This is a genomic window from Sphingopyxis microcysteis, assembly GCF_012274265.1.
Lineage (GTDB): Bacteria > Pseudomonadota > Alphaproteobacteria > Sphingomonadales > Sphingomonadaceae > Sphingopyxis > Sphingopyxis microcysteis.
In genome coordinates this window covers 651,304-677,577 of sequence record NZ_JAANYY010000003.1, presented here as the reverse complement: position 1 = coordinate 677,577, position 26,274 = coordinate 651,304, and the positions used below count along the sequence as shown (strand labels likewise).

At 67.3% G+C, this 26,274-nt stretch carries 26 protein-coding genes and 1 riboswitch; of the genes, 7 read left to right on the top strand and 19 right to left on the bottom strand.

Translation table 11 applies throughout. The annotated features are described in order from the left end of the window. Positions 1–38 precede the first annotated feature (38 nt). From cobU to G9408_RS10915, 14 genes are all read right to left on the bottom strand, one after another. Positions 39–569 (bottom strand): bifunctional adenosylcobinamide kinase/adenosylcobinamide-phosphate guanylyltransferase, encoded by a 531-nt coding sequence (gene cobU, locus G9408_RS10980; protein ID WP_168454008.1) that lies wholly within the window; start codon positions 567–569, stop codon positions 39–41. After that, positions 566–2,023 (bottom strand): cobyric acid synthase, encoded by a 1,458-nt coding sequence (locus tag G9408_RS10975; RefSeq protein ID WP_168454007.1) that lies wholly within the window; start codon positions 2,021–2,023, stop codon positions 566–568. Before G9408_RS10975 ends, cobU begins: the two co-directional genes overlap by 4 nt. Beyond that, entirely contained in the window at positions 2,011–2,949 is a 939-nt protein-coding gene (gene cbiB / locus G9408_RS10970) for an adenosylcobinamide-phosphate synthase CbiB (protein ID WP_168454006.1), read from the bottom strand. Before cbiB ends, G9408_RS10975 begins: the two co-directional genes overlap by 13 nt. Beyond that, complete coding sequence (locus G9408_RS10965) at positions 2,942–3,910, bottom strand: aminotransferase class I/II-fold pyridoxal phosphate-dependent enzyme (RefSeq protein WP_168454005.1); 969 nt, start codon at positions 3,908–3,910, stop codon at positions 2,942–2,944. The genes cbiB and G9408_RS10965 overlap by 8 nt, the downstream gene beginning before the upstream one ends. Then, a complete protein-coding gene (locus tag G9408_RS10960) occupies positions 3,907–4,653 on the bottom strand; it encodes an adenosylcobinamide-GDP ribazoletransferase (protein ID WP_168454004.1) in 747 nt (248 codons plus the stop codon). The genes G9408_RS10965 and G9408_RS10960 overlap by 4 nt, the downstream gene beginning before the upstream one ends. Further along, complete coding sequence (locus G9408_RS10955; protein ID WP_168454003.1) at positions 4,650–5,219, bottom strand: histidine phosphatase family protein; 570 nt, start codon at positions 5,217–5,219, stop codon at positions 4,650–4,652. Before G9408_RS10955 ends, G9408_RS10960 begins: the two co-directional genes overlap by 4 nt. Then, a complete protein-coding gene (cobT, locus tag G9408_RS10950) occupies positions 5,216–6,232 on the bottom strand; it encodes a nicotinate-nucleotide--dimethylbenzimidazole phosphoribosyltransferase (protein WP_168454002.1) in 1,017 nt (338 codons plus the stop codon). Before cobT ends, G9408_RS10955 begins: the two co-directional genes overlap by 4 nt. After that, a complete protein-coding gene (locus G9408_RS10945) occupies positions 6,229–6,636 on the bottom strand; it encodes a DUF1636 domain-containing protein (protein ID WP_168454001.1) in 408 nt (135 codons plus the stop codon). The genes cobT and G9408_RS10945 overlap by 4 nt, the downstream gene beginning before the upstream one ends. After that, on the bottom strand, positions 6,636–7,184 hold the full coding sequence (locus G9408_RS10940) for a hypothetical protein (RefSeq protein ID WP_168454000.1): 549 nt from the start codon (positions 7,182–7,184) through the stop codon (positions 6,636–6,638). The genes G9408_RS10945 and G9408_RS10940 overlap by 1 nt, the downstream gene beginning before the upstream one ends. Beyond that, complete coding sequence (locus G9408_RS10935) at positions 7,184–9,133, bottom strand: TonB-dependent receptor plug domain-containing protein (RefSeq protein WP_168454128.1); 1,950 nt, start codon at positions 9,131–9,133, stop codon at positions 7,184–7,186. The genes G9408_RS10940 and G9408_RS10935 overlap by 1 nt, the downstream gene beginning before the upstream one ends. A gap of 143 nt (positions 9,134–9,276) precedes the next feature. Next, positions 9,277–9,461, bottom strand: a riboswitch (cobalamin riboswitch). 246 nt (positions 9,462–9,707) lie between these two features. Then, positions 9,708–11,177, bottom strand: coding sequence for a S41 family peptidase (locus G9408_RS10930; RefSeq protein ID WP_168453999.1), 1,470 nt, complete (start codon positions 11,175–11,177; stop codon positions 9,708–9,710). A 115-nt stretch (positions 11,178–11,292) separates the two neighbouring features. Next, entirely contained in the window at positions 11,293–12,036 is a 744-nt protein-coding gene (locus G9408_RS10925; RefSeq protein ID WP_235957685.1) for an RlmE family RNA methyltransferase, read from the bottom strand. After that, positions 12,033–13,136 (bottom strand): Ppx/GppA phosphatase family protein, encoded by a 1,104-nt coding sequence (locus G9408_RS10920; protein ID WP_168453998.1) that lies wholly within the window; start codon positions 13,134–13,136, stop codon positions 12,033–12,035. Before G9408_RS10920 ends, G9408_RS10925 begins: the two co-directional genes overlap by 4 nt. Positions 13,137–13,327: 191 nt before the next feature. After that, positions 13,328–13,735, bottom strand: a complete 408-nt coding sequence (locus tag G9408_RS10915; RefSeq protein WP_120217967.1) for a glycine zipper 2TM domain-containing protein — start codon at positions 13,733–13,735, stop codon at positions 13,328–13,330. A gap of 162 nt (positions 13,736–13,897) precedes the next feature. On the opposite strand from G9408_RS10915, the gene G9408_RS10910 reads away from it, so the two are divergent. Next, a complete protein-coding gene (locus G9408_RS10910; protein WP_168453997.1) occupies positions 13,898–14,896 on the top strand; it encodes an esterase-like activity of phytase family protein in 999 nt (332 codons plus the stop codon). Between the two features lie 37 nt (positions 14,897–14,933). Here G9408_RS10910 and rpmB read toward each other — a convergent pair whose 3' ends face one another. Then, complete coding sequence (gene rpmB, locus G9408_RS10905; RefSeq protein WP_168453996.1) at positions 14,934–15,227, bottom strand: 50S ribosomal protein L28; 294 nt, start codon at positions 15,225–15,227, stop codon at positions 14,934–14,936. A gap of 141 nt (positions 15,228–15,368) precedes the next feature. On the opposite strand from rpmB, the gene tadA reads away from it, so the two are divergent. Next, entirely contained in the window at positions 15,369–15,824 is a 456-nt protein-coding gene (tadA, locus tag G9408_RS10900) for a tRNA adenosine(34) deaminase TadA (RefSeq protein WP_168453995.1), read from the top strand. 163 nt (positions 15,825–15,987) lie between these two features. Here the strand turns inward: tadA and G9408_RS10895 are convergent, their stop codons facing one another. Beyond that, complete coding sequence (locus tag G9408_RS10895; RefSeq protein WP_168453994.1) at positions 15,988–16,692, bottom strand: NAD-dependent deacylase; 705 nt, start codon at positions 16,690–16,692, stop codon at positions 15,988–15,990. Positions 16,693–16,862: 170 nt separating this feature from the next. Between G9408_RS10895 and dapB the strand changes: the two genes are divergently transcribed. After that, on the top strand, positions 16,863–17,588 hold the full coding sequence (gene dapB, locus G9408_RS10890; RefSeq protein WP_168453993.1) for a 4-hydroxy-tetrahydrodipicolinate reductase: 726 nt from the start codon (positions 16,863–16,865) through the stop codon (positions 17,586–17,588). 63 nt (positions 17,589–17,651) lie between these two features. Here dapB and G9408_RS10885 read toward each other — a convergent pair whose 3' ends face one another. Further along, positions 17,652–18,095, bottom strand: a complete 444-nt coding sequence (locus G9408_RS10885) for a hypothetical protein (RefSeq protein ID WP_168453992.1) — start codon at positions 18,093–18,095, stop codon at positions 17,652–17,654. Positions 18,096–18,318: 223 nt separating this feature from the next. On the opposite strand from G9408_RS10885, the gene nth reads away from it, so the two are divergent. After that, positions 18,319–18,975: an endonuclease III gene (gene nth / locus G9408_RS10880; RefSeq protein WP_168454126.1), complete on the top strand. Its 657-nt coding sequence runs from the start codon at positions 18,319–18,321 to the stop codon at positions 18,973–18,975. Between the two features lie 361 nt (positions 18,976–19,336). Beyond that, entirely contained in the window at positions 19,337–20,710 is a 1,374-nt protein-coding gene (locus G9408_RS10875; protein ID WP_168453991.1) for a M20/M25/M40 family metallo-hydrolase, read from the top strand. Between the two features lie 122 nt (positions 20,711–20,832). On the opposite strand, the gene G9408_RS10870 is transcribed toward G9408_RS10875, so the two are convergent. Continuing rightward, positions 20,833–21,423 (bottom strand): TetR/AcrR family transcriptional regulator, encoded by a 591-nt coding sequence (locus G9408_RS10870; RefSeq protein WP_168453990.1) that lies wholly within the window; start codon positions 21,421–21,423, stop codon positions 20,833–20,835. Between the two features lie 33 nt (positions 21,424–21,456). On the opposite strand from G9408_RS10870, the gene G9408_RS10865 reads away from it, so the two are divergent. Continuing rightward, the gene (locus tag G9408_RS10865; RefSeq protein WP_168453989.1) at positions 21,457–22,623 is read left to right on the top strand and encodes an aromatic ring-hydroxylating oxygenase subunit alpha; all 1,167 of its coding nucleotides are present in this window, start codon (positions 21,457–21,459) and stop codon (positions 22,621–22,623) included. Next, the gene (locus tag G9408_RS10860) at positions 22,620–24,227 is read left to right on the top strand and encodes a phytoene desaturase family protein (protein ID WP_168453988.1); all 1,608 of its coding nucleotides are present in this window, start codon (positions 22,620–22,622) and stop codon (positions 24,225–24,227) included. Before G9408_RS10865 ends, G9408_RS10860 begins: the two co-directional genes overlap by 4 nt. On the opposite strand, the gene G9408_RS10855 is transcribed toward G9408_RS10860, so the two are convergent. Further along, positions 24,186–26,174, bottom strand: coding sequence for an AAA family ATPase (locus tag G9408_RS10855; protein WP_168453987.1), 1,989 nt, complete (start codon positions 26,172–26,174; stop codon positions 24,186–24,188). The two genes, G9408_RS10860 and G9408_RS10855, sit on opposite strands and share 42 nt — an antisense overlap. Positions 26,175–26,274: the final 100 nt, after the last annotated feature.

Genomic DNA, 26,274 nt, shown 5'->3' with positions numbered 1-26,274 from the left:
TCCCGGTTTTGCGGGCGGTCGATGCGCGAATCGGCGCGTTATGGCCCGATGGCGCGCGGCTTGAGCGTCAACGGCAGCCCGGCGGTGAGCAGCACGACCTCGGCCGCGGTCGCGGCGACCGCCTGATTGAGCCGGCCGGCGGCGTCGCCGAAACGCCGCGCCAGCGCATTGGCGGGGACGATCCCCAGCCCGACCTCGTTGGATACCAGGATGATCTGACCGGAGAACTGTTTGATTGCCCTGCATAATTCGCCTTCGGCCAGACCCGGATCGGCGTCGGCGAGCAGCAGGTTCGACAGCCACAATGTCAGGCAATCGACCAGCACCACCGCATCGGGCGCGTTCAGCGCATCGAGTACCGCGGGCAGGTCGCGCGGCGCCTCGACGGTTTGCCAGCGCGCGTCGCGGTCGGCCTGATGCCGCGCGATACGCTCGTGCATCTCATCGTCGAACGCTTCGGCGGTTGCGACAAAATGATGGCGGCCGCCCAGCATCTCGGCGCGCGCCTGCGCATAACGGCTCTTGCCCGACCGCGCCCCGCCGAGGACGAACAGGCTGCTGCCGGTCATCCGCGCACCCCGGCAAGCGCCAGCAGGCCGTAGAGATCGACATGCACCGCCAACTCGGCCGCGATGTCGTCGAGCGCCGCGTCGACATCGGCAGCATAGTCGCGCCCGCCGCCGGCCACCCCGATGCGCGCCAGCAATGCGCGGCGCAGCTCGGCCGAGGCGAACAGGCCGTGGAGATAGGATCCGATCACGCGGCCATCGCCGCCGACCGCGCCGTCGCGCGCGCCATCGGCCAGCATCGCAAAGGGCTGGTCCGTGCCTGACCCGCGCGTTTCGCCCATATGCATTTCATAGCCTTCGAGCGCAGCACCGAGCGCCGATCCGGTGACATGGCGCAGCGTCTTGGCGGGCGAAAGCGTCGTTTCAACATCGAGCAACCCCAGCCCGTCGACCGCCGCGGGCGCGCCCTCGATCCCCAGCGGGTCGGCAATCCGCCGCCCGAGCATCTGGTAGCCGCCGCACAGCCCGACGATCATCCCGCCGCGGCGGTGATGCGCCCTGATGTCGATATCCCAACCCTCGGCGCGCAGCGCCTTGAGATCTGCAATTGTCGCTTTCGATCCGGGCAGGACGATGATCGCCGCCTCGGCGGGGATCGGACGCCCCGGCGGCACCATCACCACCTCGACCCCGGGCTCGAGCTTGAGCGGATCGAGGTCGTCGAAATTGGAAATGCGCGGCAGGATAGGGCAGGCGATGATCCGCCGCGCCTCGCGCGGGTCGGCGGGGCGTTCGAGGATCACGGCATCCTCGCTCGGCAGCCGCGCTGCGGCGCCGAGCCAGGGAATGACGCCGAAACCCGGCCAGCCGCTGCGCTTTTCGATCTCGCGATAGCCATCGTCGAACAGCGCCGGATCGCCGCGGAACTTGTTGATCAGGAACCCGCGGATCATCGCCGCATCCGCGGGATCGATCACTGCGCGGGTACCGACGACCGACGCGATCACGCCGCCGCGGTCGATGTCACCGATCAGGATGACGGGGACATTGGCGGCGCGGGCAAAGCCCATATTGGCGATGTCGCCGACGCGCAGGTTGATCTCGGCGGGCGATCCCGCGCCCTCGACCACCACGATGTCGCACTGCGCTTGCAATCGTTCGTAGCTTCGCATGACCTCGGTCAGCAGCGCGCCGCGCGCTTCGCGAAAATTGCCGCTGCCCAGCGTCCCGCGCACCCGGCCATGGACGATCAGCTGCGACGTGCGGTCGGCCTGCGGCTTCAGCAGCACCGGGTTCATGTCGCTGTGCGGCGCGGTCCGGCACGCCATCGCCTGCAGCGCCTGCGCGCGCCCGATTTCGCCGCCGTCGATCGTCACCGCGGCATTGTTCGACATATTCTGCGGCTTGAACGGGCGCACCGTCAGCCCGCGGTTGGCAAAGGCGCGGCACAGCCCCGCGACGAGCACCGACTTGCCGACGTCCGACCCGGTACCTTGCACCATCAGCGCAGCCATGCGGCGACCCCTGCAATTCCCCACAACAACAGGCAGGCGCGGAGATAGAGCGCGAGCGCGCGGTCAATGTCGCCGCTGTCGGCGTCGTGGCGGCCGTCGCCGATCCAGGGCTTGTCGTGCATCACCCCGTCATAGGCGACCGGCCCCGCCAATCGAAGCCCCAACGCGCCCGCCATTGCCGCCTCGGGCCAGCCGGCGTTGGGCGACGCGTGGCGCCGCGCGTCGCGTCCCATCACGCCCCACCCGCCGCGACCGGCAAGGCAGATCAGGGCGCCCGACAGCCGCGCCGGGATCCAGTTGGCCAGATCGTCGCCGCGCGCCGCCGCCCAGCCGAAGGCACGCCAGCGCACCTCGCGGTGGCCGATCAGGCTGTCGGCGGTGTTCACCGCCTTATAGGCCCAGATACCCGGCAGCCCGAGCAGCAGCAGCCAGAACAGCGGCGCGGCGACCCCGTCGCAGAAACTCTCGGCAAGGCTTTCGATCGCAGCGCGCGCGACCCCGGCCCGATCGAGCGGCGCGGTGTCGCGGCCGACGATCGCGCCGACCGCGCCGCGCGCCGCGGGCAGGTCGCCGCGGTCCAGCTGCTCGACGACCGCGCGGACATGGTCGAACAGGCTGCGCTGCGCGAGCGCAGGCCAGGCCAGCACAGCAATGCCGACCCAGCCCCAGCCACCGAAGAACGCGAGCAACCCATATTGGATTGCCCCCGCCGGACCCGCGGCGACGATCAACAGCAGCAGCAGGGTCAGCACGCCAAAGGCGCGACGTCGCCGATCGCTGCGCTTCGGACGGTTCCACCGCGTCTCGCAGGCGGCGATGATCCGCGCGAACAGCCCGACCGGGTGGCCGATATGGCGATAGAGCCGCCGCGGCCAGCCGAACGCCGCGTCGAGCGCCAGCGCAGTGAGCGCGATGGGCTCAGCCATCGACGAGCGCCGCGTCGAGCCGCGCCAGCGCAGCGCCGTCGGCGGGCAGGCCGATGCGCAGCCACCGTGGCTGGTCGTCGAAGGGGCGGATCAGGATCGCGCGCCGTGCGAGCCGTTCGAACAGCGCGCGCGCGTCGTCGACCGCGATCAGCCGAAACAAGGGGCAGGCGCCGATGGGCTGATGCCCATGGCGGATCAGAACCGCGTCGAGCGCGGCGGCGTCGCGCGGCAGCCGCGCGCGCGCCGCGGCGATCCATTCGTGGTCGGCGTAGGCGGCGGTGCCGATCGCAATCGCCGCCGCCGACAACGGCCATGCGCCCAGCCGGTCGCGCAGCGCCGCGATCATCGCGGGTGGCGCGATAACAAAGCCCAGCCGGACGCTCGCAAGCCCGAAAAATTTGCCGAACGAGCGAAAGACGACGAGCCGCCGGTCGTCGCCGACCGCCGCCGCAACGCTGTGCGCCGGATCGGTGTCGGCGAACGCCTCGTCGACCAACAGCCAGCCGTCGCGGTCACGCAGCAGGCCGAGCATCGCCTCGCCGTCGATGACGCGCCCGTCGGGATTATTCGGGTTGGCGAGGATCAGTGTGCCGCGACTTTCGCGCGCTGCTTCGGGATAGACCGCCGCGCTGCCCGCGATCATCGCGCCATGGGTGCGGTATCCGGGGGCGATATGCGCCGCCGGACCGCCGATCATCGCGCCGACCAGCCGCAGCCCGATCTCGCTGCCCGGCACCGCGCAGACATGGCGCGGATCGGCGCCGAAATACGACGCCGCGGCGGCTTCGAGTGCCGCCAGCGCCGCGGGGTCGGGCAGGCGCTGCCAGTCGAACGCCATGTCGGCGGCGCCCGGCCAGCGATGCGGGTTGATCCCGGTCGACAGGTCGACCCAGTCGCTACCGCCGAAATGGCGCTGCGCCGCTGCCAGTGCGCCGCCGTGCCAGGTCCATGCGTCGCTCATGCCAGATGCACGACCAGCAGCGCCGCAGCGAGCAGCGCGCTTTCGCCGAGCTCGATCCCCGCGCCATGGCCGTCGCCCGAAATGCCGCCGATCTGGCGCTTCAGCCACCAGCCCCACAGCAGAAAGACCAGCGGCGCGGCCAGCAACGACGGTGACGCCCATGCCGCCGTCAGTAGCAGCGCGCTCCAGATCGCGAAATCAACGGGACGCACGACATTGCGGAACCGCGACCCCAGTCCCGCGTGCAGGTCGGGCAGCGCGCGCGACCAGACGAGCGGGCCGATGCGCGCTGCGAAAGGGATCAGCGCGATGGCGATGAATGACTCGCCATCGATCAATGCGCGGAGCAGCACCAGCTTGGCCAATAGTTGCAGCGCGATCGCGACGACCGCAAAGCTGCCAGCGTGCGGGTCCGCCAGCACCGCTAGCAAGCGTTCGCGGTCCTCGACGGCGGACAGCCGTCCGCGGGCCTTGTGCGCCGCGCCGCTCGCGTCGGCGATGTCGCCCAGCCCGTCGAGGTGCAGCGCGCCGGTGACCACAACCCAGACCAGCAGCGCGAACAGCGCGCCCGTCCACGGATCGATGCGCCCGCCGACCCAGCCTGCACCCGCAACGAGCGCGCCGACGATCAGCCCGACCGCGGGGAACCAGCGCATCGACGCGGCGAACTCTTCGCCCGACACCGCGATGCGCGGCGTCGGCAGCCGGGTCAGGAACTGGATCGCGATCAGCAAGCCCTTCATGGCGTCAGTCCGACGATTTGCGCGCTCATCGGCTCGCCCGGCCAGACGTGGAGCGACAGCCGCGCCGCATAGGGCAGGTCGAAGGTCCACAGCTGGCGCCGGTCGAAGCCGCAGAGGATATGCAGCGCCGCGCGCATCGAACCGCCGTGCGCGACGACCAGCGTCGGGACCGGCGCCAGATCGGCCAGCGCGGCCGCCACGCGCGCGACCAGCGCCGACCAGCGCTCGCCGCCGGGCGCCGGATTCGCGTCGGGATCGTCCCAGAATCGCCCGAGCGCGTCTTGATCGACCGTGCAGCTCGCGCGCCCGTCCCAGTCGCCGAAATCGAGTTCGCGCCAGCGTGGATCGATCGTGAGTGGCAGCGCGAGGGCGCGGCCGATTGCTTCGCCCGCAGCGCGGCTGCGCATCAAGTCCGACGCGAGGAGCCGTTCGATGCCCAGCCCCGCCGTCTGCGCTGCGCATGCCGCGATCCCCGCCGCCGTCGGTGCGCCATCGGTGCGTCCCATGAGCAGCCCCGGGGTGTCGGGCGCCCCGTGGCGCAGCAGATGGAGCGCAAAGCCGCTCACAGCGACCCCGACACCTGCGCTTCGGCAAAGGTCGCCATCTCGTCATGCGCAGCGAGCGCGCTGCGGATGATGTTCGCCGCCACCGCCGCGCCGCTGCCCTCGCCGAGCCGCATGTTCAGCGCCAGCAGCGGATCGAGCCCGAGCAGACCCAGCAGGCGCCGGTGCCCCGGCTCGGCCGAACAATGGCCCGCGATGCAATGCGCCGCGATCGCCGGATTGTCGGCGGCGAGCGGGGCAAGCGCCGCGCTGCAGATGAAACCGTCGAGCAGGACCGGAATCCTCAATTGGCGGGCGCGGACAATCGCGCCCGCGATCGCCGCAATCTCGCGCCCGCCGACGCGGCGCAGCGTCTCGAACGCCGTCACAGGCGCCCTGCCATGAAAGGCGAGGGCGCGCGCGACCACCTCGGCCTTGCGCGCGACGCCATGGCCATCGACCCCGGTGCCGGGGCCGACCCACGCCGACGCGTCGCCGCCGAAACTGCGCGCGCAGAGCGCTGCTGCCGCGGTCGAATTGCCGATCCCCATTTCGCCCAGCACGATCAGGTCGAGCTCGGCATCGACCGCCGCGGCGCCGCGGTTCAGCGCATCGAGGCACTCCTCCTCGGTCATCGCCGCCGCGACGGTGAAATCGGCGGTCGGCCGGTCGAGGTCGAGCGCGACGACCGCCAGCTCCAGCCCCGCCGCACCCGCCAGCGCGTTGATCGCCGCGCCGCCGCTCGCAAAATTCGCCACCATCTGCGCGGTCACGCTCGCCGGGAAAGCGCTGACCCCGTGCACGGTGACGCCGTGGTTGCCTGCGAAAATGATTGCGCGCGCGCGGTCGATCCGCGGCCGTGCCTTGCGACGCCAGCCCGCGAAAAAGATTGCGAGATCCTCGAGCTTCCCGAGCGAGCCCGCCGGCTTGGTGAGTTCGGCCTGCCGAATCTGGGCATCAGCCACGGCATACGGATCGGGTTCGCTGAGATCGGCCAGCGCCGCCGCGAAGCCCTGGGGCGAGGTAAAGCTGGTCATTCGGCGACATATCCTGGCGGCGGCGTGCGGGTGATGAAATGGCCTTTGACGCCCTCGGGCCACAGCGAATAAGGAACGCGGCCATGCTCGCTCGCGGCATAATGGACCGCATAGTCAAGGATCGCGCGCGCCGTATATTCGCCCGCAACGAAGCGACCCAGCACATAGGCGATCTTTCCCGGCGCGCGCAGGTGGACGGTGCAAAAGTCCTGGCACGCGAACAGACACGCCATCTCCTGCACCGCAATTTCCGCGTAGCGCGGGTCGGCGGCCTTCGCGTCGTGCAGCGCTGCGACCAGCCGCGCGCCGCCGCGCACGCCGCCCGCGTCGACCTGCGCCTCGCGGCTGTGGCGACAGCTGTTGCACACCACCACCGCGGGACCCGGATCGACGCGCGTCAGCATCAGGCCGCGCTCGCTACGGGCAGCGGCGGTGGCGGAACCCCCACCGCGACGAGCAGGCGATAGAGCGCGTACAGCCCGATCAAGATCGCGCCATTGCGGACAAATTGCTCGGCCAGCAGGTCGGGTGCCGTCGCGGTATGCAGCCCGCCGAGCACCAACGCCCAGCCGACGATGATCCCCTTATACGCGGCAAAACCCGCCGCATAAGCCAGGCTCAGTCGCGCCGCGACCGATCGGTAATTCAGCGCGCGCACCGCGGCATAGCCCGCCAGCGCCGACCCCGCCGCCGCCGTGCCGAGCGCAAAGCCCCACGCCAGCGTGCTGCCGTCGCGCGGATAACCGAGCAGGAAAAAGCCGACGCACTGGCTCGCCAGCCACGCCAGCAGCATCAGCGCCACGCCGCCCGGGCGGCGCATATGCACCGCCGCGAGCGCCGCGAGCGACGGAAAGGGCGTCGCGCAGGCGAGCGCCAGCGTCGTCGCCGTGCTCGCGGCGGTGAGGAGGGCGACCCATAGCGCCGACGCGCCGCGCTGCGACAGCGCCGCCATCAGAAGCGCCCCCGGATGCCGGCGTAGATGCTGCGCCCGATCGAGCCGTAGCGGAATGCCGTCATATATTGCTCGTCGAAGACATTCTCGGCGCGCGCGAACAGTTTCACCGCGTCCGACAGCGCGAACTCGGCGCGCAAATCGACGAGCGTATAGTCGTCGAGCCGCGTCGCGTTGCTCGCATTGTCATAGCTTTTGCCCGACCAGCGCAGCGCCGCGCCGATGTCGAGTCCGAAGTCGAAGCCATAGCTGACCGAGGCATTGGCGGTCTGGCGCGGACGGCGCGGCAACCATTTGCCGAAATTGGCGGTACCCGGCGATCGGTCCTCGCTCGCGATCCAGCTATAATTGCCGTCGAGGACCAGCCCGCCCAGCGTCAGCGCGGCGGCGGCTTCGACGCCCTGCGCCTTGCTGCGCGCGACGTTCGAATAATAGCCGAAGCGCCGCGTCGTCGGATCGCCCGGAACAAAGCACAGCGGGTTGGTCGAAGTGCCCGAACAGCTGTTGTAGATGATCTGGTTCGTGGTCGTGCGGTCGAACCAGCTCGCGCTGACGACCAGCTTGCGATCGAACAGCGACTGCTCGATCCCCGCTTCCCAACCATCCGCGGCCTCGGGATCGAGCGCCACATTGCCATATTCGCTGAACAGCTGGAACAGCGACGGCGCCTTGAACCCTTCGCCATAGCTGGCGCGGAGCACCGTCCCCGTCGGGAGGCGCCAGACGCCGCCCGCCGCAAACAGCGTCTGGCCGCCATAGCGGTCGTGGTCGTCGTAACGGACGCCGCCGTTCAGGATCAGCCCGTCCACCGGTTCGACGCTGAGCTGGCCATAGGCGCTGGTCAGCTCGGCCTTGCCGCGCGCGAAAGCCGGAAGCGGGACCGTGAGCGAAGCCGAAGGCGAGCGGCTGCGGAAATCCGATCGTTCGTTTTCGGCTCCGAAGATCGCGGAGATGCGGTCGGAGAGGGCGAAGCTGCCCTGATATTCCCAGCGCTTGTTTTTGCCGTCGGCTTCGAAACTGCGCGGCCGCGCGCGGTCGGGGTTGAAATTGTCGCGGTTTGTGTCGGTGTGGCCATAGGCGATGCGGTTGCGGAAACGCCCGCCGACGAGGTCGAAATTCAGCCCCGCATAGCCGACGAATTCCTTGTTCAGCCCATAATCGTTGCTGTCGACGTTGAAGCCGTCAAATTCGACGCGGCCGCTGGAATAATAACCGCGCACCTCGGCGCTGACATTGTCGGCGAGCGTCAGTTCGGCGCGGCCCGATACGCTATGGTTGCGATAACCGTCGCGTTCGACCCCGCCGAACGCCTTTCCGTGCGACGAAATGCCGTCGGTGGTGAAACGCTGCCCGCCGATGCGCCAAGCGAGCGGCCCGGTGCGACCACCGATTGCGGCGCGCGCGCTGACGGTGTCGCGCGATCCGGCCTCGAGGTCGAAACTGCCTTCCAGCCTCTTTTCGGGCGATGCGGTCACGATATTGACCACCCCGCCGATCGCCTGGCTGCCCCACAGGATCGATTGGGGGCCGCGCAGCACCTCGATCCGCGAAATGTCGCCGACGAGCAGGTTGGTGAAGTTGAACCCGCCGCCCGTCGACGACGGATCGTTCAGCTTCACCCCGTCGATGACGGCGACCGTATGTTCGGACTCGGCGCCGCGGATGCGCAACGACGTCGCGGTGCCATAACCGCCGTTGCGCGAGATGCTGACGCCGGGGGTGCGCAGCAGCAATTCGGTGACGCCAATGTCCTGCGCGCGGTCGATCGCATCCTTGTCGAGCACCGCGATCGCGGCGGGGATCTCGTCGAGGGTCAGCGGCGCGCGCGTCGCGGTCACGACGATGCTGTCGCCGTCGGCAGCGACGGCATGCGCCGCTTCCTCGGCGAGTGCGGGGGATGACGCCGCCAGCGCGGCGAGCGAAACGGAGTGACGGAAAACGCAATTCATCTGGGTAACCTCATCGACAACACCGCACGCACGCGGGATCGATGTCTGGGCCACCGGGCGCACGACAGCGTCCCCGCGCGAACGCGGTCCACTTTGTCGTCATGCGGGTTCACCCCCGTCCGCCCGGTGCACCCTGCCCGCGCGAAAGACGACGGCGACGGGCAGGTCTCCTGGCTTGCGGGTCAGCGCCGTCCGGCCGCCTTCTCGGGACTGAAAGTCCCAATGGCATGTGGCCGATGGCTCGCCGCGTACAGTTGCAGGGGCAGCCGGGGTTTTCCCGTTCCCTCTTAGTCCCCGTCGCCGAGGAACCTGTCGCTTGCCGCCCGTTAGCTTGGTTTCGATCAGATGGTCAATCGCCGTTTGTCGGGCAGATCGCCCTTCCCCCTTGATGGGGGAAGGATATGCAGCCTTATCGCGAAGCGATTAGGCGAAGTTGGATGGGGGTGACGGTGCGTGCATGCACCGTCGCGTCAGGCCGAGAGCGCACCCCCACCGCTGCGACTAAGCCAGCAAGCTGGCAAGTCTCGCTGCCTCCCCCATCTAGGGGGAGGGCAAAGGGCGCATCGCGCCGACCCTAAAACAGCCCCGGCAATTCGCGCTGCGCAACGCTTGGCCGCGCGGGGACCAGCATTTCGGGTTCCGCCTGCACCCGCGTACTGCTGCGCTGCGCGGCCGCCCCGACGCTCGCTTCGGCGATCCGCGTCGTACAGCTGCCGGTGGCCAAAAAGTCAATCGCAGCGCGCACCGACGCTTCGCGTGCATCGCCCAGCGGCAGGTTCAAATCGTCGCCCGCGGCGCAGCTGTTCGAAATCTGGGGTGCGAGGCCATTGTAATAATTGCCCGCCCCGGTCGAATTGGCGGTGGCAAAGGCGACGACGCGCATCCGGTCGTCGCACTCGGCCTTGTCGAGCGCGATCTGGCCGACCGGCTTGCCGAAGGTATTGCTGCCGACCAGCGTCATGTTGGTACCGAGGTAAGGCAGCATCGAATTGATCACCAACTCGCTCGCTGATGCGGTCGATCCGGTGCCGATAAAGGCGATGCGCGTCGGGGCGATCGATTCGGCGGTCGGGGCAAAGCGATGCTCGTCATTCTCCACGGCTTTCGACGGGCGGAACACGGTCTGCGAAAACAGCGACCCGCTGCGCCCCTCGCCCATCAGATCGCCCATCAGTTCGGCGGTCGAAACCAGCCCGCCGCCGTTGTAGCGGAAATCGATGATGATGTCGGTCACCCCCTGATTGCGGAAGTTCAGGAAGGCGGTGCGCAGCTGCGGGTTCGCCGACGAGATGAAGCTGCGGAGGTTCAGATAACCGTAATTGCGCCCGCTCTCGCTGATGATCTTGGCGCCATAACGATCCGAAATCGGGTCGAGCGAATATTCGGCCTTGGCGACGGTGACGTCGCGGGTGCCGGCGCTGTCCTGAATGCGCAGGATGCGGGTGACGCCGGGGTCGCTGGGGCCGAGGGCGTTGGTGATCCCCTGCGTGCCTTCGGCCGCGACGATGTTCGCGATCGTGCGCATGTTGCTGGCCGTGGTGCCGATCGCCACGATGCGCGTGCCGCGGTCGATGCCCGCGGCGATCGCGGGCGCGCCTTCATAGGCTTCGGCGATGACGACGACATTGGCGCTCGGGTCATAGGTCAGGCGGACGCCGAACCCCGCGCTCGATCCGCTGGCAAAGAACGCATTCTCTTCGGCGATCGAGGTGATGTAGGTAAAGAAACGATCCTTGCCGAGCGCGCGCGCCGGCGCGACCAGCGCGTCGATATAGGCGTCGACATTGCCGAAGCTCGCGGGATTGACCCCGGTCGCGACGTCGCCGGGGAACAGATACCATTCGTCGATCACCGCCTTGGCAAAGCCCTGCCGCGCGGCAAGGCCGCAGCCTCCGGTCGGGGCCGGGGTCGGCGAGGGGGTCGGGGTAACGGTCACCGGCCCGCCATTGCTCCCCGTACTCGAACCGCCGCCGCCCCCGCACGATGCCAGTACAAAGGCGGAAAGGGTAAGCAGGGCAATGGATTTGCGCGACCGATGCGTCATGGATCGTCCTTGGGAATGGCTATGCGACCGGCGCCGGATCCCGAATGATCCGATCGCCATCATCGTATCTATGCGCGATTGAATGACCCGGCAATGAACTTGGCGCAAGGCGCGCTCAGTCGTCTTGCTCGCCCGGGTTTTCTGCCGTTTTCGGATCGCCGCGGCCTTTGAACCCCTGCGCGATCACATAAAGCTCGGGCGATCCCTTGCGGCTCGCCGGAGGCTTGGCGTGCTTGACCGTGGTGAAATGCTTCTTGAGCAAGCTCAGCAGCGTGTGATCGGCGCCCCCGGCAAACACCTTGGCCACGAACGCACCGCCGGGCAGCAGGTTCTGCACCGCGAAATCAGCGGCGGTTTCGGCCAGCGCGATCGTGCGCAGATGGTCGGTTTGCTGGTGGCCGACGGTGTTCGCCGCCATGTCCGAAATCACCAGGTCGGGCGCGCTGCCCAGCGCTTCGATCAGCGCGTCGGGGGCGGCATCGTCCATGAAGTCCATCTCGAGGATCGCGACGCCCTCGATCGGCTCGCACGCCAGCAGGTCGATGCCCGCAACGCGCGCCCGCGGGTTTGCCTTGCGCACGACCTGCGACCAGCCGCCCGGGGTAATGCCCAGATCGACGACGGCGCGGGCTTTCTTGATGAAGCCGAATTTGTCGTCGAGTTCGATCAGCTTGTAGGCGGCGCGCGACCGATAGCCCTCGGCCTGCGCGCGGCGGACATAGGGATCGTTAAGCTGGCGCTGCAGCCAGCGCGTCGACGACGTGCTGCGCCTTTTCGCGGTCTTGACGCGGACGTGCAGCCCGCCGCGACCGCTCGAACCCTTGGCGCCGCCGCCGCTCTTGCCGCTGCCGCCGCTCATTTGCGATACTCGCGGCGGGTCACCGGGACGTCGCGTCCCTGCATCGCCAGCGTCCGCAAAATTCCCTCGCGGATGCCGCGGTCGGCGACCCCGACGCGGGCTGCGGGCCACAGGTCGATGATGCTTTCCAGGATCGCGCAGCCGGCAACGACCAGGTCGGCGCGCTCGCGGCCGATGCAGGCAATCTCGGCGCGGTCGGCGATGCTGGCGTCGGCCAGGCGGCGGCTGATGCCGCGCATTGCATCGGCCGGCACGACCAACCCGTCGACCGCGCGGCGATCATATCGCGGCAGGTTCAGGAACACGCTGGCCAGCGTCGTCACCGTCCCGCTGGTGCCCAGCAAGCGCAGCTTTTGCCCCGCGAACTGTTCGGCGCGCCCGGCAAAGGCGGCAAAGGCGGTGCGCGTCACCTCGCGCATATGCGCATAGGCGGCCTGACGGCCCGCCAAGCTGTCATCGGGCAGCGGCGCATGTTCGGTCAGCGACACCACCCCCCATGGCACGCTGATCCAGTCGCGAATTTTGACGTCATTGTCGGATACGTCGACGCGCATCAGCTCGGTCGAGCCGCCGCCAATGTCGAATATCAGCGCCGGACCGTCGCCGGGTTCCATCAGGTTGTGACAGCCGAGCACTGCGAGTCGCGCTTCTTCCGCGGCGGAAATAATGTCGAGGACGATGCCCGTTTCGCGCCGCACCCGCTCTGCCAGTTCGGCGCCGTTCGCCGCGCGGCGGCACGCTTCGGTGGCGACCGCGCGCGACAGCGACACATGGCGGCGGCGGAGCTTGTCGGCGCAGATCGCCAGCGCCGCGACGGTGCGATCCATCGCCGCATCGCTGATCCGCCCGCTGCCGTGCAACCCTTCGCCCAGCCGGACGATGCGCGAAAAAGCGTCGATGACGACCAGCTCGCCGTCCTGCGGGCGGGCGATCAGCAACCGGCAATTGTTGGTGCCAAGGTCGATCGCGGCATAGCTGCGCGGTCGTACGAAATTCGCGGGACGCGTGGCGGCTTCCGCCTTGGTTCGCGTCTTTGCCGTCGGCCCCGTCCTCGAACTTGGCCGCGGCGGTCGCCCGGATGGCGCTGCCATTTGCCGCATGGCTAGTATTACCTGTCTCTACTCACGCATCCGTCACCTGCGGATGTGCACTTGGATGAGAACCTAGGCTTTGGCGGCGTTCAAGGCAACCCCGCCCCCTTTGCGCGCCGATCGGACAAAGAAAACCCCGCCCGGCGGTGGCCGGACGGGGTAAAGGAGGGAAGGAAATTTATTGGAGGTCGGGACTACCCTTAACGGCAGCCGTCATTCCCCTTGTCGATGGCGCGGCCAGCGATGGCGCCGACAGCGCCGCCGATGATCGTGCCGACGGTGCGGTCGCCGCGGCCGGCGATTTCATGGCCGGCGAGGCCACCGGCGATCGCGCCGATGATCGTGCCGCCGGTGCCATTGTCGCACTGGCGATAATTGCGGTTGTTGTACCGCTGGTTGTAATAGCGGCGGTCCTGGCGGTAGTCGCGGCGGTCGGCGCGGCGATCGTAACGACGGTCATAGCGGCGGTCGTCGCGGTCGTAGCCGCTGTAATAGCTCGAATAGCCGTCACGGTCATAATAACCGTTCTGTGCTGCGGCGGGAGCCGCCATCCCCAGCGTCGCGGTGGACATCAGGGCGGCGATCGAGAGGGTCACCATCTTTTTCATCGTCGTTCTCCTTCTTTCGTCGTTGGGCCCTTCTGGGCGTTGTCGATGGAGGGGTTATGCGCGATTCGCATTGAGCCGACCCTGAACGCGCCTGTTGGCTGGCGTTCAGCTTCGCCGCCCGTAATGCTTCCCTTTCGCGCGCCGCCCCCCTAACCCGCGCCGATGCGCCGCCTGATTTACGCCGCCCTGATCTTTGTTGCGCTCGGCCCGGTGCCGGGAACGGTGCAGCGCTTTCCCGTCGACAACCTCACCCAGCGCGCCGCTGCGCACCCGCTGGAACTGGCGGCAGAGACGCGCGGCACCATGCGCTTCGTGCGCGGCTGGCATCTCGTCAGCCCGCACAGCTATTTCGGCGGATTTTCAGGTCTCGCGCGGACCGGCCCCGGCACGTTCAGGCTGATCGGGGATAATGGCTATACGACGCGGCTCGTTATGGGCGCCCGTGGCGGCATCACCGCGGTCGACATCCGTCCGCTCCCGACCCCCGACGGTCGCCGCGCGAGCAAGGCGATGGCGGATACCGAGGCGCTGTTTGTCGATCCGGTGAACGGCAAGGCGTGGATCGCGCTCGAAGGGATCAACCAGATCTGGCGGCTGAACGCCGACCTGACCGCCATCGAATCGCGCCGCCGGTTGCCCGAACCGCGCTGGCCCGCGAATCGCGGTGCCGAGGCGATGGCGCGCCTCGGCGATGGGCGGACGGTGATTTTCTCCGAAGATGCCGACGACGACCCGCGCGGGACCGAGGCGCTATTGTACACGAGCGATCCTGCGGTGCCCGGGCCGCCACCGATTCGCTTCTTTTACGATTCGCGCGGCAAGGGGCTGGTCAGCGATGCCGTTGCCCTGCCCGACGGTCGCATCCTGCTTGTCCATCGTCGGCTTGGCTTCAATCCCGTGTTTACGACGGTCGTGGCGGTGCTTGATCCGGCGCCGATCGCCAAGGACGCCGTCCTGCGTTCGCGGACGATCGGAATCGTGCCGCGCCGTCTCGCCGAAAATTACGAAGGCGCCGCGGTGACGGTCGAAGGCGACCGCACCTGGCTCTGGCTCGTCTCCGACAATAATTTCAATCGCTGGCAGCGCAGCCTGCTGCTGCAATTCGAGCTGGTGGACCTGCCGTCCACCCCGACGCTGGACAGCAAAAAGGCGGCTCGGTAAACCCGGCCGCCTTTTGGCGTCAGCGATGGAAATGCGCTTAAGCGGCCTTTTCGGCCAGCTTCTTCGCGATTTCCTTCTTCACCTTGCGCGCGCCGACCGACAGCTGGTCGTCGCCGGCCTTCAGCAGCCAGTTGTCGAGACCGCCATTATGCTCGACGGTGCGCAGGCCGTGGGTCGACACGCGCAGCTTCACGCCCTTGCCCAGCGCATCCGACAGCAACGTCACATTCTGCAGGTTGGGCAGAAAGGTCCGCTTGGTCTTGTTGTTGGCGTGGCTGACATTGTTGCCAACCATACGACCCTTGCCGGTCAGTTCGCAGATGCGCGACATGCTGTTTGTCCTCGTACAAAATTTCGGTTCGGCGTCCGGATGCGTCCCGCAAAATCGGGGGCGGCAGGACCGGAGTGAGCCGGGAAAGGCGCGCGCTTATCGGCTTGCCGCAGATTCGTCAAGGGACTAGCGGGAAAAGCGATGCCACAATTTCCGCTCCCCGAACCTATGCGCGCCGCGCTGAATCTCGCGAAAAGCGCCGCCGCGGCGGGCGAAGTGCCGGTTGGGGCGGTCGTCGTCAAGGACGGGATGATCGTCGGCGAAGGTCATAATGCGCCGCGCACCGTGCATGATCCCACCGCGCACGCCGAAATCGTCGCGATTCGCGCCGCGGCGCGGGCGCTGGGCAATGAACGGCTCGACGGCTGCGATCTTTATGTCACGCTCGAACCCTGCGCGATGTGCGCTGGGGCGATCGCCCACGCCCGCATCGCGCGGCTTTATTACGGCGCCGACGATCCGAAAGGCGGCGCGGTCGTCCACGGCCCGCGCGTGTTTGCCCAGCCCACGGTGCATCACCGGCCCGAGGTTTATGACGGCATCGGGGCAGGGGAGGCGGCGGCGCTGCTTCGCGAATTTTTTGCGGCGCGGCGGTGAAGAGGGGGGGGGGCGCTTTGGGGTGGATTCCCGACCGTCCCTTATTCGTCATCCCGGCGAAGGCCGGGATCTCGCCGGTGCGGAAAACCGATAGGGTGAGATCCCGGCCTTCGCCGGGATGACGATGGAACAAAGGTCCGCTTCCGGTCGTTTCCCGCCGCAGCTAACCCCCCAAAACCTCCTCCACCCATTCAGGCACCAGCCGCGTCGCCGGGCCGTGCCGCGCCTCGGCGAACCAGTAACTCCCCTGGCTCGGTTCCATATTGAGTTCCAGCGTCCGCGCCCCCGACTGGCGCGCCTCGCGCACGAATCCGGCCGCCGGATAGACCGCCCCCGAGGTGCCGATCGACACGAACAGGTCGGCGCGGTTCAGCGCATGGTATATCTCGTCCATCCGGTACGGCATCTCGCCGAACCACACGATGTCGGGGCGCAGCGTGCCTCCTGCGCCGCATGCCGGACAGGCGGGCCGGTCGAGCAGTGTCCCGGTCCACGGCATCCGCGCGTCGCACGCGGTGCACCAGGCGTTCAGATGCTCGCCATGCATATGGATCAGTCGCTTCGCCCCGGCGCGTTCGTGCAGGTCGTCGACGTTTTGCGTCACGATCAGCAATTCGCCGGGCCATTCGGCGTCGAGCCGCGCGAGTGCTTCGTGCGCGGGGTTCGGCACCTTGGTCTGGATCGCCTCGCGGCGCATGTCGTAAAAGCGCAGCACCAGATCGGGATCACGCGCAAAAGCTTCGGGCGTCGCGACATCCTCGACGCGGTGCTGTTCCCATAATCCGCCCGCATCGCGAAAGGTGTCGATGCCGCTTTCCGCCGAAACGCCGGCGCCGGTCAGGATGACGATGTTGTTCAATTGGCTCATCCGGCCTCTCTATCCAGCTGCATCGACACCTTCACCCCTTTTCGTCACCCCGGCGCAGGCCGGGGTCTCGCCGGTGAGATCCCGGCCTCCGCCGGGATGACGGGAATAAGCGCATCTCGACTTCGCGGGCCGCAAAGGGCTAAGGGGAGGCGCGCATCAGGGGACGGCATATGACCAGCATCGGCATTATCGGCAGCGAAGGACGGATGGGCGTCGCGCTCGCCGCGGCGATTTCCGAAGCCGGACAGCGGCGCTGCGGCATCGACAAGGGCGGCGATGTGGTGAAACTCGCCGCCGACGCCGACGTCCTCGTCGATTTCTCCTCGCCCGCGGCGCTCGAAGCCACCCTCGACGCCTGCGTCGCGGCCAAAAAGCCGATCGTCATCGGCACCACCGGGCTCGAGGAACGCCATCATTATCTGATCGACGATGCCGCCGCCGATATCGCGGTGCTCCAGACCGGCAATACGTCGCTCGGTGTCACCTTGCTCGCGCATCTGGTGCGCGAGGCGGCGGCGCGGCTCGACCCCGAATATGACATCGAGATTGTCGAAATGCACCACCGGATGAAGCTCGACGCGCCCAGCGGCACCGCGCTCCTGCTCGGACAGGCCGCCGCCGCCGGGCGCGGCATCGACCTCGCCAAATGTTCCGAACGCGGCCGCGACGGGCTGACCGGCGCGCGCGGCCATGGCAAGATCGGCTTCGCGTCCTTGCGCGGCGGCACCGTCGCGGGTGACCATGATGTGATCTTTGCCGGACCGGAGGAGATGATCACTTTGTCGCACCGCGCCGAAAACCGCATGATCTTCGCCCGCGGCGCGGTCCGCGCGGCGCTGTGGCTGATCCATCAGAAACCGGGACGCTACACGATGCCGCAGGTGCTGGGGCTTTGACGTTCGGGGCAGGCTGCGGACGGCGGACCGGTCCGGTTCGCCACCCGCAGCACGCTTATCCGATCATTTGAACTTCAACTCGCGCAGCAAAAAGCTGCCCAATACGGTGCGAAATTTCGCGCGGTCGCCCGATTCGGCAATCATTTGCGTGTCGGTGCGCTTCATGAAATCGCGATAGGCCTGATCGCGTTTTTCATCTTCGGCGGCGTCGGGAAAGCTCGGGAAGGTGACCGACAGATACAGGTCGGGCTCGCCCGGTCGCGAATTGACATTATTGAACACCGCGTAACTGACGATCCAGCCTTTCGATTTGGCGAATTCCTGCGCCTTGCGCCATTCGTTCGCCAGATAGGTCGCATATTGCATGCCGCCGCCGTCGGCGACGTCGATCATCGCGACTTCGGTATAATTGCCCGGGGCCAGCGGATAATTTTGCGTCGACGCGGGTACGGGAATGGCGCACGACAGGGTGACGGCCAAAGCGGCCGTTTTCAACAATTTGGACATGGTCAGATCCTCCAACGCCGGAACGAGAACCCCCCTGGCTCTCTTGTCCGGTCCCCGCTGTCGATGCCCCCCCACGCCAGTCGCAGCGCGACTCGGCATCGGGTGCGCGAAGGCTGCGCCTGTCGCCGGTTCGAGTCAAATTTCCCGGGTTGGAGTTGCCCCCGTGGCCGCGCTAGGGCAGGCGCCGCGCCGCATCGTTCGGGCGCGCTTTGGGGTCTATCGGATGAAACGCGCCGACATCTTCGAATTCTACCGTCGGCTTGCCGAATTGAACCCCAGTCCGGAAACCGAGCTCGAATTTGGCAACATCTACCAGCTGCTCGTCGCGGTCGTGCTGTCGGCGCAGGCGACCGACGTCGGGGTGAACAAGGCGACGCGCAAGCTCTTTCAGGAGGTGACGACGCCGCAGGCGATGATCGACCTCGGCGAGGAGGGGCTGAAGGAGCATATCAAGACGATCGGGCTGTTCAACGGCAAGGCGAAAAACGTCATCGCGCTCTCCGAAATCCTGGTCCGCGACCATGGCGGCGAAGTCCCCGCCGACCGCGACGTCTTGACCAGCTTGCCGGGGGTCGGACGCAAGACTGCCAATGTCGTGATGAACTGCGCATTCGGCGCCGAAACCTTTGCCGTCGACACCCATATCTTCCGCGTCGGCAACCGCACCGGGCTGGCGCCCGGCAAGACGGTGCTGGCGGTGGAAAAGACGCTGGAAAAGGGCACGCCCGCCCCCTTCCGCGTCGGCGCCCACCACTGGCTGATCCTCCACGGCCGCTACATCTGCAAAGCGCGGACGCCCGAATGCTGGCGCTGTCCCGTCACTGACCTGTGCCGGTTCAAGCCCAAGACGGCGGCGCCGAAGGGGTGGCAGGCGGGCTGATCTGTCCATGTTGCGCAGACGTCCACTTTGGGGTGGATTCCAGACGTCTCCTATTTCCGTTCGTGTCGAGCGAAGTCGAGACACGCCGAAGGCTCAGGCCAAGCCACGCGTATCTCGACTTCGCTCGATACGAACGGGGACTGGATTGACGGCCGCTACCGGTCGTCTAAGGACATTCGTCATCCCGGACTTGATCCGGGATCCACTGCGGCGCTGAAGTCGTGGACCCCGGATCAAGTCCGGGGTGACGATGATGGATGGGGCGGTTTCCGGCCGTATCTTGCCGTACGGCATCCGGTCGCGGTGCGGCACTGGCGATTGCCACTTGCCGTCTGCCCATGACCCGCCATAACCCGTTGCCATGCGCAACTTTACCGCCCCGCTCGCCCTCGCCGCCGCCCTGCTCGCCGCCGCGCCCGTCCACGCCAAACCTGCCGATGCCGACGCGGCCAAGCAGATCTTGAAGGACAGCATCGCGATTCCGACGGTCGAGGGACGCGGCAAGGTGCCCGAACTGGCGGCGTACTATGCCGGGGTGCTGAAGGCCGCGGGCTTTGCCGACAGCGACATCGAAATCACCCCGATGGGCGAAACCGCAACCCTCGCCGCGACGCTGACTGGCACGACAAAGAAGAAACCGATCCTGCTGCTCGGCCATATGGATGTTGTCGCGGCCGACCCAAAGGACTGGACGCGCGATCCCTTCGTGCCGGTCGAGGAAAATGGCTATATTTTCGGCCGCGGGTCGGAGGACAACAAGTTCGACATCGCGATGATGGTCGCGACGATGGCGCAGCTGAAAAAGGACGGCTTCAAGCCGCAGCGCTCGATCATCCTGTTGCTGACGGGCGACGAAGAAACCCAGATGGTGACGACGCGCGCGCTCGCCGCCAAATATAAGGACGCCGAATTTGCCCTGAACGGCGACGGCGGTGGCGGGACGCTCGGCGAGGATGGCAAGCCGCAATATTACGGGCTGCAGGCGGGCGAAAAAACCTATGCCGACTTCACGCTCGAGGTCACCAACCCCGGTGGCCACAGTTCGCGCCCGTCGCCGGTCAATGCGATCGTCCAGCTCGCTGCGGCGCTCGAAAAGGTCGGCGCCTATAAATTCGCGGCGCAGCAGAACGAGCTAACCAAAATCGGCATGCCGATCGTCGCCGACCAGGTCGGCGGTAATATGGGCGCCGCGCTGAAAGCCTTCGCCGCCAACCCGGAGGATGCGGACGCGATCACCAAGATTCGCGCCGACCCCGAATATGTCGGCCAGATCGGCACCACCTGCGTCCCGACGCTGGTCAAGGGCGGCCACGCCGAAAACGCGCTGCCCCAGCGCGCGACCGCCAACATCAACTGCCGCATCTTCCCCGGCGTGCCGGTCGAAACGGTGCGCGCCGAGCTCGAACGCGTAATTGCCGATCCCGCGGTCAAGGTGAACACCGATCCCGACGCCAGCGCCAGCGACGCCTCGCCGCTGCGCCCCGACGTCATGGCGGCGGTCAAGAAAGCGGTCCACGCCCGCGCGCCCGGCCTGCCGATCATCCCGTCGATGAGCGCGGGCGCGACCGACAGCTATCATTTCCGGATGCAGGGCGTGCCGAGCTATGGCGTCGCCGGACTGTTCTCGAAAGCCAGCGACAGCTTCGCGCATGGCCTCAACGAACGGGTGCCGGTCGACGCGATCGCCCCTGCGCTGGCGCATTGGGACAGTTTGCTCAGGGATTTGTCGAAGTAGGCCAAGCGCTACCCCCAAATCCGTTCGTGCTGAGCTTGTCGAAGCACCGTTCTTCTCTTTGACGCCGCAGGAAGAAAGAACGGCCCTTCGACAAGCTCAGGGCGAACGGCGCTTGGGAAGTTTTACACCAACGCCGCCACCGCCCGCTCGATCATCGCCACCGCCGCCTCGGCGCCAAAGCTGCCCGCGTCGAGCGACAGCTCGAGCCATAGCCCGTCGACCATCGCGGTCAGCATGATCGCCAGCCGCTCGGCATCGCGCGCGCCGCAAGCGGTCAGCAGCTCGCCCAGCCGCGCGCGGTACCCGGCGTAACTTTCCGCGTGAATTTCCGCCATCCGGGCATCGCTGCGCGCCAGCGCCCAGAAGGCCGTCCATGCCCCCAGCAGTTCGGGATCGGTCACCGGCGGGCGAAAGCTGGCGGTGAGGTACGCGGTCAGCCGGGCGCGCGGATCGGCACCAGCGCCCGTGACCGCGGCGGCGAAAATCGCGTCCATCCGGTCGCTCGTCGCCTGATAGGTCGCCGCGACCAGATCGTCGATCCCGCCGAAATAATGGCGCAGCAGCCCCGGCGACACCCCCGCTTTCGCGCAGATCGCCCGCACATTGGTTCCCGCCAGCCCATGCTCCGCCAACACCGCCGCGGTCGCCTCGATCAGATCAGTCCGGCGGGCATCGGCGCTTTCGCGCGTAAAGGCTTGGCGAGCGGGCTGCATCTTGTTATACGTTTGTACAACAAGGATCGATTCATGGCAACGCTGCGCGACACTTTGGACAACATCGACGAACTCGACGGCTGGTCGCTCCCGGCGTGGACCTACAGCGACCCCGATTTCTACGCCGCCGAAATGGCGCGAATCTTCCGCCCCAGCTGGCAGGTCGTGTGCCACGACAGCGACATTCCGAACGCGGGCGACTGGCACAGCATCGATTATTGCGGCGAAAGCGTGATCGTCGTGCGCGGTGCCGACCGCATCGTTCGCGCCTTCACCAACGTCTGCCGCCACCGCGGCTCGCGGCTGGTCGATGGCAGCGCTGGCTGCGCCAAAAAACTCGTCTGCCCCTATCACGCCTGGACCTACGACCTCGACGGGCGACTAACCGGGGTGCCCGACAGCGCGAGTTATCCGACGCTCGACAAGGCAAAGGCGTCGCTGGTGCCGGTCGGCCTCGAGCAATGGCGCGGTTTCTGGTTCGTGCGCCTGACCGACGATGGCGGCCCTACGGTCGCCACGATGATGGCGCCCTATGAGGAGCAGGTCGCGCCCTATCGCTTCGAGGACCTCGGCGCGCTCGGCCGTGTCACGCTCCGCCCGCGCGACGTGAACTGGAAAAATGTCGGCGACAATTATTCCGACGGCCTCCACATCCCCGTCGCCCATCCCGGCCTCACCCGGCTGTTCGGCAAAAGCTATGGCGTCGAGGCGACAGATTATGTTGATCGCATGTGGGGCGATCTGATCGACCGGCCGTCGGTGAATTGGTCGGAGCGCATGTATCAGCGGCTGCTGCCGCCGGTGCCGCATCTGCCGCAAGCGAACCAGCGCCACTGGCTCTATTTCAAGCTCTGGCCCAATGTCGCGTTCGACATCTATCCCGATCAGGTCGATTTCATGCAATGGCTGCCGACCGGCCCGACCAGCTGCCTGATCCGCGAAATTTCATACGTGCTTCCCGATGCGCGCCGCGAGATGCGCGCCGCGCGCTACCTCAACTGGCGCATCAACCGCCAGGTCAATGCCGAGGACACGTTGCTGATCACCCGCGTCCAGCAGGGGATGGCGTCGCAAAGTTTCACCATGGGGCCGCTCAGCGACAAGGAAGTGTGCCTCAAGCATTTCTGCGCGCGAATGCGCGACCTGATCCCCGAATCCCGCCTCGAACAAGCCCCGCGCGCGGGATGGAGCAAAGCATGACCAAGCACTATGACGCCCTGATCATCGGCGCCGGCCACAATGGCCTCGTGTGCGCCTTCTACCTCGCGCGGGCGGGGCTGAAGGTGCGGATTGTCGAGGCGCGCGACGTAGTCGGCGGCGCCGCGGTGACCGAAGAATTCGCGCCGGGGTTCCGCAATTCGGTCGCGAGCTACACGGTCAGCCTGCTTCAGCCCAAGGTGATCGCCGACATGAAGCTCGCCGATCATGGCTACCGCGTCATCGAGCGGCCGATCAGCAATTTCCTGCCGCAGGAGGATGGCGGTTATTTGAAGCTCGGCGGCGGGCTGGAGCGCACGCAAAAGGAATTCGCGCGTTTCTCGGCGCACGACGCGGCGCGGCTTCCCGAATATTATGACATGTTGGAGGGGGTTGCCGATGTCCTCCGCGACCTCGCGCTCAAATCGCCTCCCAATGTCGGCGACGGCTTCAAGACCCTGATCGATGCAGCGCGGCAGGGGCGCGGCCTCGCCAAACTCAGCCTGTCGCAGCAGCGCGACGTGCTCGAACTCTTCACCAAATCGGCGCGCACCTTCCTCGACAGCTGGTTCGAAAGCGAGGCGGTCAAGGCGGCGTTCGGCTTCGATGCCGTCGTCGGCAACTACGCCAGCCCCGACACGCCCGGCAGCGCCTATGTCCTGCTCCACCACGTCTTTGGCGAGGTGAATGGCAAAAAGGGCGCGTGGGGCCACAGCGTCGGTGGGATGGGCGCGATCACCCAGATGATGGCGAAGGTCTGCACCCAGCTGGGCGTCGAGATCAGCCTTGAATCGCCCGTATCGCGGGTGCTGGTCGATGGTGGCAAAGCGGTCGGCGTCAAGCTGGTCGGCGGCGAGGAAATCGCGGCGGCGCGCGTCATCGCCAATGTTGGCCCGAAACTGCTCTACGAACGCCTGTTCGACGAAGCCGACATCGCCCCCGAATTCCGCCGCCGGATCAAGGCGTTCAAGGCGGGCAGCGGGACGTTCCGGATGAATGTCGCGCTCAGCGAGCTACCCAGATTCACCTGTCTCCCTGAACCCGGCGAGCATCATCAGTCGGGGATCATCATCGCCCCGACGCTCGACTATATGGACAAGGCGTTCCTTGACGCGAAGGAACATGGCTGGTCGAAGAAACCGATCGTCGAAATGCTTATTCCTTCGACCGTCGACGACAGCCTCGCGCCGCCGGGGAGCCATGTCGCCAGCCTGTTCTGCCAGCAATTTGCGCCCGAGCTGCCCGATGGTCGCGATTGGGACGCCGAAGAGGATGCCGCCGCCGACTGCATCATCGACACCGTCGAAGCGCACGCCCCCGGCTTCCGCGCCTCGATCCTCGGTCGCCAGATCCTCAGCCCCAAGGGGCTCGAACGCAAGTTCGGCCTCGTCGGCGGCGACATCATGCACGGCAATATGAGCCTCGACCAGCTATGGTCGGCGCGCCCGGTACTCGGCAACGGCGCCTATCGCGGGCCGGTGAAGAACCTCTACATGTGCGGTGCGGGCACCCACCCCGGCGGCGGCGTCACCGGCGCGCCGGGGCACAATGCGGCAGCGGTGATCCTACGCGACCGGGGTTTCTTCGCGCCCAAATGGCACGTGTGACCCGAATCCCATCGGCTGCGGCAGCGCTGGACGGGCCGCGCGTTCGCGCCGCAGCCGGTCGACCAGCGCCCGATCGTCGATCACGCCGGTAAAGCGCAGCTGGCGCGCCACGACGGCGAAGTCGCCGAGCGTCAGACCGACCAGCGCGTCGAGCGCCGCTGGCGCCTCGCTTCCAAAGAAATGCGCGAACGCCCGCCGCGCGCGGGCCACGTCGAGCGCGCGCATCTCGACCTTGAACACGAAGCGCCGCGCCGAGGCGGGGTCGAGCTTTGCCGCATGGTTGGTCGCCGCCGCAAAGGGCAGCGGATGATCCTCCATCCATGTCAGCAGCTCGTTGACCTGGCTGATTTCCCAGCTTTGCGACGCGGTATGCCGGTCAGCAAGCAGCGAATCGACCTCGTCGAAGAACAGCATCGCGCCTTGTCGCCGCGCCTCGGCAAAGGCGCGCGCGATCGCTTTCTCGGTCTCGCCGACCCATTTCGACATCAGGTCCGACGCCCTCTTGATATGCAGCGGTCGTCCGAGCTGCCGCGCCAGCGCCTGCACCGCTTCGGTCTTGCCCGTCCCGGGCTCGCCGGTCAGCAGCAGCGAGAAATCGGCAGGGCCGTCCTGGCTTGCCAGGCTGGCGAACAGCGCCCGAAGGTCGGTGTCTGCGGCCAGCAAAGTCGCATCGAAAGCGCGTGACGTCCGCGGCTCGACCGTCTCACCGCGCATCGCGCCGAGAATCGAGCCGGCGAAGCGATTCGCGCTTTCGGCGTCCCCCGCCAGCGCGGCAGCCCGCGTCGCGATACGGAACAGCGAGGCGGCTTCAGGCGCATGTGCGGCGAGCGCCGCCAGCGCCGGATCGACGGCCACCTGCTCCTCCCGGCTGACTCGGTCGAGCATCGCCGGGCTGTGCGCGATACCCGGAAAGTCCATCCGGATCGACAGGCTGAACCGCCGCAGGATCGCTGGATCGATGTCGGCGATGCAGTTTGAGGTCCAGATCACCGGGACGACATTGTCTTCGAGCAGCCGGTTGACGAACAGCTTCGATCCCTGCCGATTGCGAATTCGGCCATCCGGTTCGACTTGCGCGCTGCCGAGCAGATCCTCCATTTCGTCGAACAGCAACAGCGCTCGCCCGCGCCTTTCGAGCGTCCGCAGCGCCAGCCGAAGAGCGGCGACGCGGTCGAACCGGCTGGGCTCATCGCCGTCGCTATCGGCTTCACCGACGCCGTGCAGCGGCTCGCCGAGTGCCGCGGCGAGCGTTCGGGCGAGCTCGGTCTTTCCTGTCCCCGGCGGACCGTGGATCAGGATGTTGATCCCGCGCGCGCCGCTTGTCATCGCTCCGCGCAGCAGCGCCAGCGCCAGTTCGGCGTCGCCCTGGTGCGCGGGAAAGTCGGCGATCGCGTGGCGCGCGACCTGGCGGCGACCGACCAGGCCATCGATCAGGCTGTCATGCTGTCCTGCCTTGGCGTCGAGCAGTCGCTCGAACGACCAGCAGAGGCCGAACTCGACTTTGCCCTCCTTGCTTGTCCAGCGTCCGACGAGATCGAGCCGCACCACTTCTGCTGTGCGAATGGCGTGCGGGGCGAGCCCCGTCAGCGCTCCCACCAACGCCTCGATGTCGAGCACTTCGGCGTCGATCAGTTTGGCAAGGCTGCGCGTTAGCTGCGCGCGCTCCATCGCAGTGACGAGCAGCAGCAGGGCACGCTCTTCGGCGGCGAGGTCGAGCGCGTCCGCCAGCCGGTTTGCCTGCAGCAGGCTTTCGTCCTCGCGCGCGTCGGGTGCCGGAGTTATCGGCCCGAGCAGCGCGGCGCGCGCGATGATATTATTTTCGAACCCGAGCGCAGCGGCACGCGCGCGGGCCCATCCGAGCAGAGCCCGGCCGGTCTTTGTCTTGCCGGGATGATCCGCGGCGACGGCGCGCGCGAGCGCGCGCGCCCAGTGGCTGTCGTGCAACATAAATATCTGCCTACGGCCCGCGGACGCACGGCGCCCGGTGGCTGAGTTTGACGTTGGTAGGTTGGAAGTTGCGGCAGCGCCCGAGCGCACCGCGTCAGGA

What these genes read in the sequence shown, in the direction of transcription:
- G9408_RS10875 (WP_168453991.1), top strand. Translation starts at nt 19,337, where the DNA reads ATGCGCAACTTTACCGCCCCGCTCGCCCTCGCCGCCGCCCTGCTCGCC.
- dapB (WP_168453993.1), top strand. Translation starts at nt 16,863, where the DNA reads ATGACCAGCATCGGCATTATCGGCAGCGAAGGACGGATGGGCGTCGCG.
- cobU (WP_168454008.1), bottom strand. Translation starts at nt 569, where the DNA reads ATGACCGGCAGCAGCCTGTTCGTCCTCGGCGGGGCGCGGTCGGGCAAG.
- cobT (WP_168454002.1), bottom strand. Translation starts at nt 6,232, where the DNA reads ATGACCAGCTTTACCTCGCCCCAGGGCTTCGCGGCGGCGCTGGCCGAT.
- G9408_RS10960 (WP_168454004.1), bottom strand. Translation starts at nt 4,653, where the DNA reads ATGAAGGGCTTGCTGATCGCGATCCAGTTCCTGACCCGGCTGCCGACG.
- nth (WP_168454126.1), top strand. Translation starts at nt 18,319, where the DNA reads ATGAAACGCGCCGACATCTTCGAATTCTACCGTCGGCTTGCCGAATTG.
- cbiB (WP_168454006.1), bottom strand. Translation starts at nt 2,949, where the DNA reads ATGGCTGAGCCCATCGCGCTCACTGCGCTGGCGCTCGACGCGGCGTTC.
- G9408_RS10925 (WP_235957685.1), bottom strand. Translation starts at nt 12,036, where the DNA reads ATGAGCGGCGGCAGCGGCAAGAGCGGCGGCGGCGCCAAGGGTTCGAGC.
- G9408_RS10855 (WP_168453987.1), bottom strand. Translation starts at nt 26,174, where the DNA reads ATGTTGCACGACAGCCACTGGGCGCGCGCGCTCGCGCGCGCCGTCGCC.
- G9408_RS10885 (WP_168453992.1), bottom strand. Translation starts at nt 18,095, where the DNA reads ATGTCCAAATTGTTGAAAACGGCCGCTTTGGCCGTCACCCTGTCGTGC.
- G9408_RS10915 (WP_120217967.1), bottom strand. Translation starts at nt 13,735, where the DNA reads ATGAAAAAGATGGTGACCCTCTCGATCGCCGCCCTGATGTCCACCGCG.
- G9408_RS10930 (WP_168453999.1), bottom strand. Translation starts at nt 11,177, where the DNA reads ATGACGCATCGGTCGCGCAAATCCATTGCCCTGCTTACCCTTTCCGCC.
- rpmB (WP_168453996.1), bottom strand. Translation starts at nt 15,227, where the DNA reads ATGTCGCGCATCTGCGAACTGACCGGCAAGGGTCGTATGGTTGGCAAC.
- G9408_RS10935 (WP_168454128.1), bottom strand. Translation starts at nt 9,133, where the DNA reads ATGAATTGCGTTTTCCGTCACTCCGTTTCGCTCGCCGCGCTGGCGGCG.
- G9408_RS10910 (WP_168453997.1), top strand. Translation starts at nt 13,898, where the DNA reads ATGCGCCGCCTGATTTACGCCGCCCTGATCTTTGTTGCGCTCGGCCCG.
- tadA (WP_168453995.1), top strand. Translation starts at nt 15,369, where the DNA reads ATGCCACAATTTCCGCTCCCCGAACCTATGCGCGCCGCGCTGAATCTC.
- G9408_RS10945 (WP_168454001.1), bottom strand. Translation starts at nt 6,636, where the DNA reads ATGCTGACGCGCGTCGATCCGGGTCCCGCGGTGGTGGTGTGCAACAGC.
- G9408_RS10975 (WP_168454007.1), bottom strand. Translation starts at nt 2,023, where the DNA reads ATGGCTGCGCTGATGGTGCAAGGTACCGGGTCGGACGTCGGCAAGTCG.
- G9408_RS10870 (WP_168453990.1), bottom strand. Translation starts at nt 21,423, where the DNA reads ATGCAGCCCGCTCGCCAAGCCTTTACGCGCGAAAGCGCCGATGCCCGC.
- G9408_RS10865 (WP_168453989.1), top strand. Translation starts at nt 21,457, where the DNA reads ATGGCAACGCTGCGCGACACTTTGGACAACATCGACGAACTCGACGGC.
- G9408_RS10895 (WP_168453994.1), bottom strand. Translation starts at nt 16,692, where the DNA reads ATGAGCCAATTGAACAACATCGTCATCCTGACCGGCGCCGGCGTTTCG.
- G9408_RS10860 (WP_168453988.1), top strand. Translation starts at nt 22,620, where the DNA reads ATGACCAAGCACTATGACGCCCTGATCATCGGCGCCGGCCACAATGGC.
- G9408_RS10920 (WP_168453998.1), bottom strand. Translation starts at nt 13,136, where the DNA reads ATGCGGCAAATGGCAGCGCCATCCGGGCGACCGCCGCGGCCAAGTTCG.
- G9408_RS10940 (WP_168454000.1), bottom strand. Translation starts at nt 7,184, where the DNA reads ATGGCGGCGCTGTCGCAGCGCGGCGCGTCGGCGCTATGGGTCGCCCTC.
- G9408_RS10965 (WP_168454005.1), bottom strand. Translation starts at nt 3,910, where the DNA reads ATGAGCGACGCATGGACCTGGCACGGCGGCGCACTGGCAGCGGCGCAG.